Source organism: Lysinibacillus sp. UBA6686, from assembly GCF_002455205.1.
Taxonomy (GTDB): Bacteria; Bacillota; Bacilli; order Bacillales_A; family Planococcaceae; genus Lysinibacillus; species Lysinibacillus pakistanensis.
Genome location: NZ_DKJS01000075.1, coordinates 1 through 8038 on the forward strand (window position 1 = coordinate 1; position 8038 = coordinate 8038).

8 protein-coding genes are annotated in these 8038 nt (G+C 33.5%); 3 read left to right on the forward strand and 5 right to left on the reverse strand.

Annotation, left to right across the window (positions count from 1 at the left end):
* Positions 1-349: 349 nt before the first annotated feature.
* A complete protein-coding gene (locus tag B2R82_RS19850; protein WP_286926599.1) occupies positions 350-682 on the reverse strand; it encodes a hypothetical protein in 333 nt (110 codons plus the stop codon).
* A gap of 531 nt (positions 683-1213) precedes the next feature.
* Entirely contained in the window at positions 1214-2137 is a 924-nt protein-coding gene (locus B2R82_RS19855; RefSeq protein ID WP_286926600.1) for a YheC/YheD family protein, read from the reverse strand.
* Positions 2138-2222: 85 nt separating this feature from the next.
* Between B2R82_RS19855 and aepX the strand changes: the two genes are divergently transcribed.
* From aepX to B2R82_RS19870, 3 genes are all read left to right on the forward strand, one after another.
* Positions 2223-3125, forward strand: a complete 903-nt coding sequence (gene aepX / locus B2R82_RS19860) for a phosphoenolpyruvate mutase (RefSeq protein WP_286926601.1) — start codon at positions 2223-2225, stop codon at positions 3123-3125.
* 4 nt (positions 3126-3129) lie between these two features.
* A complete protein-coding gene (aepY, locus tag B2R82_RS19865) occupies positions 3130-4257 on the forward strand; it encodes a phosphonopyruvate decarboxylase (protein WP_286926602.1) in 1128 nt (375 codons plus the stop codon).
* Between the two features lie 130 nt (positions 4258-4387).
* Complete coding sequence (locus tag B2R82_RS19870; RefSeq protein WP_286926603.1) at positions 4388-5485, forward strand: 2-aminoethylphosphonate aminotransferase; 1098 nt, start codon at positions 4388-4390, stop codon at positions 5483-5485.
* A 615-nt stretch (positions 5486-6100) separates the two neighbouring features.
* Here B2R82_RS19870 and B2R82_RS19875 read toward each other — a convergent pair.
* The 3 genes from B2R82_RS19875 to B2R82_RS19885 form a co-directional block, all read right to left on the reverse strand.
* A complete protein-coding gene (locus B2R82_RS19875; protein WP_286926604.1) occupies positions 6101-6517 on the reverse strand; it encodes a hypothetical protein in 417 nt (138 codons plus the stop codon).
* A 585-nt stretch (positions 6518-7102) separates the two neighbouring features.
* Positions 7103-7423, reverse strand: a complete 321-nt coding sequence (locus B2R82_RS19880; protein ID WP_286926605.1) for a DUF4183 domain-containing protein — start codon at positions 7421-7423, stop codon at positions 7103-7105.
* 38 nt (positions 7424-7461) lie between these two features.
* Positions 7462-7872, reverse strand: a complete 411-nt coding sequence (locus B2R82_RS19885; protein WP_286926606.1) for a DUF4183 domain-containing protein — start codon at positions 7870-7872, stop codon at positions 7462-7464.
* Between the last annotated feature and the right edge of the window lie 166 nt (positions 7873-8038).

The window sequence follows — 8038 nt, forward strand, 5'->3', positions numbered from 1 at the left end:
TATGAAGAAATTAACTATAAAAGGGTCACGGTCTGGGAAGTGACCCTTAATGCCTCAAGGAGTAACTGGAGCTACTGGTACTACCGGGGATTAAGGCTATAATTACTTTATTATTAATATGACGTTATAGCTATTTTTGTATAGTTTATAGCCTGAGAAATAGATTTAAAAAAACTGCGGCGGTCAACCAGCGCCACAGTAAGTGTGTGCGATACACTCATTAATTAATTTATGCAAAATATGGTTATCTATACATTAAAAAAAGCCGCAGCGTCTTTGCACACTACAGCTCAGAATTGGTTACCATTTTACGGTTTGTCCTAAAGTATTATATCACAGGTTAACAATATTACTGTAAGAAAACCTCGAGTTCTGGAATCAATTTATCGAATGTAGTGGTGAATTTATCAATCATTGATTGGTCAGTGAAACCTAAAGAATCAGCCTCGTTTAAATTATCTCGAAGTAATACAAGGGAATGATGTAAAATACGTAATTCGTTAGTTGTAAATGAAACTGAATTATTTTCGAACTTCTCTTTAAAAGCCATTGCTGATCTTTTATAAAGGGAAGCGGTATTATTATCATCAATTAGTTTGTAACCAAATTTAAAAAATTCATTGATAGCACTTTGGATAACATCTTTATCATCTAGTGTAAGTTCTTTTAAGAAGTTAGACATACTATCACCTCCTGTTGGAGATATTCTAACCAAAATAACGGATTGAAAAACAAGAAAAGGAGAGTGTGCAATGAGCAATATCCGCACAAGAACAAATTGCTGCAATAGCGGAGGTAGCCATTGAAAAGTTTAATGAGCTTCAACAAGAAGAAAAAACTAAGAGATTAGACAAACGGCTTTTTAACACGAAAACATTGTTGAAAAATTACCGTCATTTAAAAGTGTACTGTAATGAAATGAAAGAGAATAAGGTATTAGAAGATGGCTGCAAGAAAAAATAATTATTCCAGATAAAGAATATCTTTACATTAGAATCCATAAAAAGAAGTGAAGCCCGAACACTTGCTATGATGCGGTTCATTGATAATATGAATAAAGTTAATGAAATGGATTGTAAACATTTAGGGGAAGAAGCGGTACGCAGATATAAAATGCTATTGCATTTTTATATAAACGATGTAAGAAAGACTTATGCTGAAATAGCAAAGTTGCATAATGTGCATGAACGTACAGCACAAAGGCATTTCAAACTTAGCCTTTATTTTGCATTTTCCTAATCTCAACAATTTTCTTCCAGATCGCCTTATCAATTTTGGCAAAACTACTTATGCTTGGCGTTGTATTTACTTCAAATAATAGAGGTTTTCCTTTATGATCTATTCCAAAATCAATGCCATATTCTCTACAAGGATAGTGGGATGCTATTACTTCCGATGCTAAAATTGAGTCTTTTTTTAGAGAATCTATTGTTTTATTCTTCTTTTTATTATCCATCATCATATAAACTGATAACAATTCATCAATCGATATTATTTGAGAACCCCGATTTGAATTGACAATCCCATGATCCTCAGTTGCAATCCTTCCGTAAATTCCACCAATTATCCATTTTCCTTTTAGATTTTGAACATGAACACGAATGGATATTGAATCGCCATTAGGGGTTAGACTCATGACCCCTTCCTGTATAATATAATTTCCGCTTAATCTACCGTGTTTCTCATATGGATGTAAAACTTGATGGAAATCCTCAATTGCTGCCACACACTTATTTATTTCTTTACCCTGCATGGTAAATCCGTTAAAACAATAGTGTCCATCTTTTCTTTTGTAGACTTTATAAATTGCTCTTCCTTGTCCAGTACTATCATGTTTCACATAAACATACTCATACCTATTTAATAAATAGATTAGGTTTTTTAGACTGTAAAGTGTTGATTTTGGAATGCAGTTGGTTGTTAAAGGATTTTGTTTTAAAAGTAAGAATTGTTCCCATTTTCCAAGTCCATTTTTCAATAATCGCACCTCATTGTAAGATATTTTTATTTTCTTTGTATTAATAGTGTAGTCCTCTCCATTTATGGAGGTTACTGTATTGTATGTAAATAGATTTACCTTGTATGGGTAGGTGTGACTTGGTAACGCGATAAATCTCTCCCATTTTTCTGATTTCAAAATCATTAGTTTCTAATGTATCTGCCCTACCAATCTTTACTTTTAGTCATATAATGTGACATGTTGAGTAAGGAGAGGGAAGATATTGAAAAAAACGACGAAATTAAAAAAAATACTATATTCAGACAAACTTGAATTTTTAATGGAAGCCCATAACGGTATTTCCGCAAAAATTGTAGAAGAAGTCGGTTTTAAAGGGATTTGGGGGAGTGGTCTATCGATATCAGGATCATTGGGTGTAAGAGATAATAATGAAGCATCATGGACGCAGGTATTAGATATACTTGAATTTATGAGTGATACGACAACAATTCCCATCCTATTAGATGGGGATACAGGATATGGAAATTTTAATAATGCTCGGAGGTTAGTTAGAAAACTAGAACAATTTGATATTGCTGGAGTTTGTATCGAGGATAAAATTTTTCCGAAATCGAACTCATTTATTAACGGAGAAACACAGCCTCTCGCATCAATTGAAGAATTTTGCGGGAAAATAAAAGCAATGAAAGATACTCAAGAAGATGAAGACTTTATGGTTGTAGCAAGAGTCGAAGCTTTTATTGCAGGCTTGGGATTAGATGAAGCACTTAAACGTGCAGAAGCCTATAGAAAGGCAGGTGCCGATGCAATTCTTGTGCATAGTAAAAAGTCGGATTTTAAAGAAATTGAAGCATTTATGAAAGAATGGAGTGGAAGGCATCCAGTGGTTATTGTGCCAACAAAATATTATACAACCCCAACTAATGAATTCAGAAAAGTAGGAATAAGTACTGCAATCTGGGCTAACCATAACTTAAGAGCATCGATCACTGCTATGCAGAACATCTCCAAACAAATCCTAAAAGATGAAAGTCTCATTCAAGTAGAAAAATCGATCGTAAGTGTGCAAGAGATTTTTAGACTCCAAAATGCTGAGGAGCTTCAACAAGCGGAGAAGAAATATTTGCCATCAACTAATAACCAATCACAACCCGGAACGGAGTGATGGTATGTTAAATACAAATGAATTTGGAAATGAGCTTAAAAGACTTGGTTTTGATTTTTACAGTGGGGTCCCATGTTCATTTTTAAAGAATCTTATTAACTATTCCATAAATGAGTGTGAATATATTGCTGCAGCCAACGAAGGTGATGCTGTAGCCATTGCTTCAGGAGCATACCTTGGGGGAAGGAAATCAGTTGTTTTAATGCAAAACTCCGGTCTAACCAATTGTATTTCTCCTTTGACTTCCTTAAACTACCCCTTCCAAATACCTTTACTTGGGTTTGTTAGTCTACGTGGAGAACCCGGATTGAATGATGAACCGCAGCATGAATTAATGGGACAAATTACGACACAACTATTAGATCTCATGCAAATAAAATGGCAGTTCTTATCTCCTGATGAGAGTGAGGCGAAGAGACAGCTTGAAGAAGCTAACAAGTGGATTGAAGCAAATCAACCATTCTTTTTTGTAGTGAAAAAAGGAACATTTAATAGTGAGAAATTGAAGATAGAGCAACGTCTTAATCATAAAAATATGAAAAAAAGTGAAAAAACTGACGTAGATGAACTGCCAAGTCGTTTTGACACGTTAAAAGTGATAAATGGAATCAAAGATATGAAAACAGTATTAATGGCCACAACTGGTAAAACAGGAAGAGAACTATATGAGGTTGACGATTCTGATAATAATCTATATATGGTTGGCTCCATGGGTTGTGTCAGTTCTTTAGGCTTAGGCTTAGCCTATACTCGAAAAGATATAGATGTAGTTGTTATTGATGGAGATGGTTCCCTCCTTATGCGGATGGGGAGTTTATCTACAAACGGCTACTATCAACCTGAAAATATGCTCCACATTCTTTTAGATAATCAAGTTCACGATTCAACTGGGGGACAAAATACCGTTTCTCACAATGTTAATTTTGTCAATATTGCTGCAGCTTGCGGTTATGAAAAGTCATACTATATCCATAATTTACATGAACTTGAAATGTGTATTCAAGAATGGAAAATGACAAAAGGGCTAACTTTTATTTATTTGAAAATCTCAAAGGGTTCTAAACAAAATCTAGGCCGTCCAAAAGTTACTCCGAGTGAAGTTAAAACTCGTCTACAGAAATTTATTGAATGAATGTTCTGAAAATGAATATTGGAAGGTTGATCTTGCTTATAAGAAGCCTCTTTACAGTACTAAAGCTTAGTTGGAGGGAGATAATTCGAACCGCGTATAAAAGTGTAATAAAATTAAAGGGAGGAGTACCATGAAGAAAATTAAAAGAAATATATTACTGAATCCCGGACCTGCTACTACAACAGATACGGTTAAATACGCACAAGTGGTACCAGATATTTGCCCTCGTGAAGATGACTTCAGCCAAATATTGCAATTTGTTACTTCTGAAATTACTAGTTTAGTTTCAGAAGATAATCAATATACTACCGTTTTATTTGGTGGTTCAGGTACTGCTGCTGTGGAGGCAATCTTGAGTTCTGTAATGACTGATGGGGTTTTAGTCATCATTAATAACGGAGCCTATGGAAAAAGAATGTGTGAAATTGCAGAAGCTTATCAGCTGGATTGGATTGAGTTTGTAAGTCCACCCGATCAACCGATTAAATTAGATCAGTTACATTCATTTATTCAAAGAATTCCACGAAAAGTTTCTTTTCTAGCTGTCGTGCATAATGAGACAACAACGGGTTTATTAAACGATATAGAATCGATTGGCTCCATTTGTGAAGAAAATGAGATTAATATGATGGTAGATGCAATGAGTTCGTTTGCGGCTATTCCAATTAATATGAGTAAAATGAATATAAGTTATTTGGCAGCAAGTTCCAATAAAAACCTTCAAGGAATGCCAGGAGTCTCTTTTGTTATAGCTAAAAAAAGCGAACTAGAAAAAGGAAAAACAAAAAAGCCGACAAATTATTACTTGAATCTTTATTCTCAATATTACCATTTCATCGAGACAGGTCAGATGCGTTTTACTCCGCCTGTCCAAACTATCTATGCGCTACAACAGGCAATTGTAGAATTAAAAGCAGAAGGAATGAAAGAAAGATATGAACGATATTCTCAATGTTGGGAAACCTTAATAGAAGGCCTCTCTAGACTTGGTTTAAGATATCTCGTCCCTATAGAGCACCATTCAAAAATTATTACAGCAATAGTAGAGCCCGAAAGTGAAAAGTATAATTTTAAAGAAATGCATGATTATTTTTATGCTAATGGAATAACGATATATCCTGGAAAACTTAATCAATTAAATTCTTTTAGGGTAGCCAACATTGGTGATATTAGCAAAGATGATATCAAGCTCTTTTTAACTTTATTAGAAAAATATCTTCAAACCTGAATATTCATGGAACGGTGTAAAACCTACAACTTATGTAGGTGATATTAATTAATTACTTTTAATACTTTTCCTTGTTCAACTCCCATGAAAGAACTTAATCATCTTTCATTTTCTGTAGTGACGTGCCGTTTATTGCGCTTAATGGAGGGCTAAAGGGTCGTTAGTTCTATAAGAAGGAAGCAACTTCATTATTCATCTTTTAAGGAATTAATAATTAGATGGTTGTAATTTGAAACAACTTTAAAGAGTTTTGCTACGTATAGAATGTAGTAAGGCTCTTATCTTTTTTGTTCAAAATTTAATAACTTTATTATCCTTATACACTTAAATTTATTGCTTTTAAAGAAAGAAGGGCTGTTCAATAAGTCAACAACCTATCGGACAGTCCCTCTTTCCAGAATGTATTTTATTTGTTCTTTGATCCATACAGCAAATAAAGATTTGTGATATTTCATTATCCTTTGAAAAATCATTGTCTATAGAAAAGTGATCTATAATGAATTAATCCATAGTGAATCACCATTTAAAAAATATAAAAAACACATCAAATAATGTGTGTAAGACCCCTGAAGGGCTAATTAATTGAAAGAAATTGTTCAGTTAACAAATCCTTAGTCAATTTGTAAATTCAGAAAGCTTTTTGAATTCTTCTGGAGTAATGTTTTTGGATACATATGAAATCACTTTATTCTTATTTTTAAAGTCTCCAGCAGGGATACGAAAAGTAATGCGTATTTGTGTATAAGGTGGATTTAAGGGACCTTCGTAACCAAGCACTCTTAACGATACATCGTAATAGTCTTCATGAATATTTCTATTAATTTTTTCGATTCGTCCAGATGTGAATAATTGCTTGTTTCCGTGTGTAGACATTGCTTCAAGGATAGATGGACCTAATTCACGTAAAAATGCTAGCTCTAATACACTCGGGGGTTGATCTTGAGGTAAATATTCTATATCTGTTTTTGCAAAAGCAGAATTTATGAACAAGAGACTCATTAGAAGTAACGAAATGATTCTTATTTTTTTCATACATTTAAATCCTTTCTGCATTTGTTCTTGTTATTTGCAGATACAAGAAATTTTATGTATATGAATTTGAACAAGTATCAAATGATGAAGCAGTTTGTTTTTAGATACTTCTTCTCTGCAAGTTTCAATGATATCTTCAATAATTTTTTAAAAATCATCATCACCTGTGTAATTATAAAATGTTTGATAGCCAGAAATCATGCCACAATACTTCACCGTAATGCAATGGTCCATCTTTTGGATTACCACAAAGAATACCAATACTTACACTAGAAGTAAAAAATATAATAAATGTTTACCCTCCTTATGAGGAACCTATTATAAATGTAATTCCTTTTATAAACTAATAGGTCTGATGCTGTTACATTTATAAAATGTGCCAAATGAAGAAAATAGCCATCGCATAATAGGAATGGCTAAAGAGAGAATATTCTATGGTAGTGAAAGTCTATGTATATTCATGATAGTAACTTTTGTAAAGGAAGTTGCCTTACTGAATAATAGCCATAAAGAAAACTAATAAAGGGAGGGTCACTCGTTCTAAAGTGACCCTCATCACCAAAATAGAAGAAAGACAATTAATATTTAAGTTTGTGTAACTAATTCTACAGCTTCCACTACTAATGGAGTTCCAGCTGTGATTGTACCAGTAACGCCATTAAATGTTAACTGTGTTGCAGAAATTGTATATGAATCACCTTCTTGTAATACACCATTAATATACAAATTATAGTAGCCATTAGTTACCACAGGGAAAGCAGTAGCGGCAGTTCCACTATCGTCTAGAAAGGCAGTTGCAGCAATAGTAGTACCGTCTGTGACAGCTAAATTTGCTGCTAAAACATCAAAGAATCTAGTCGAAGTGCCAGTAACATTTACATGAATATTGATAATTGAAAGGGCCATTTTTTTCACCTCCTTTCAAGGGATAAAGGAATTTTATATTACATTTGTTGGAAACCTAATGATTCAATAATTATTGGAGTTCCAGCAAAAATAGTTGCATTAAATGGGTTGAGGGTTAATGAATCTGGAGTTACCTTATATGCGCCTCCTTCTTGCATTACAGCATTAATGTAAAGATTGACGTAGCCGTTAGGATTAAAAAGCGTAAATTCGGTTACTGGATTGCCATTATCATCTGTAAATAAATTAGCTGGAAGGGTTACACCATTTGTTAGATCAATATCTTCTGTAACAATATAGAAATATCTATTTATCGTTGGAATTATAGTTCCTACAGGGATAACCACTGGAGGAGGTTGAATAAAACCTACGTCAACAGCTTTTATACGGGGCCAAAAAACGCGGTTATTTTCACAGCAAGTGTCACAAATTAATTTTTGTCGGTCCATTTTTTTGTCACCTCCATTCCGTAATATGTTAGTAACCCCGTAAGTTATAGGCGTTTGTTACTTATTAATTCCAGAAAACTGTTCATTCTCAAATATTCTATGAATTAATGTTGGAAGGTGACTGGTAATATGTCTATTAAAGAGAAATAAATAATATTTTTAATAA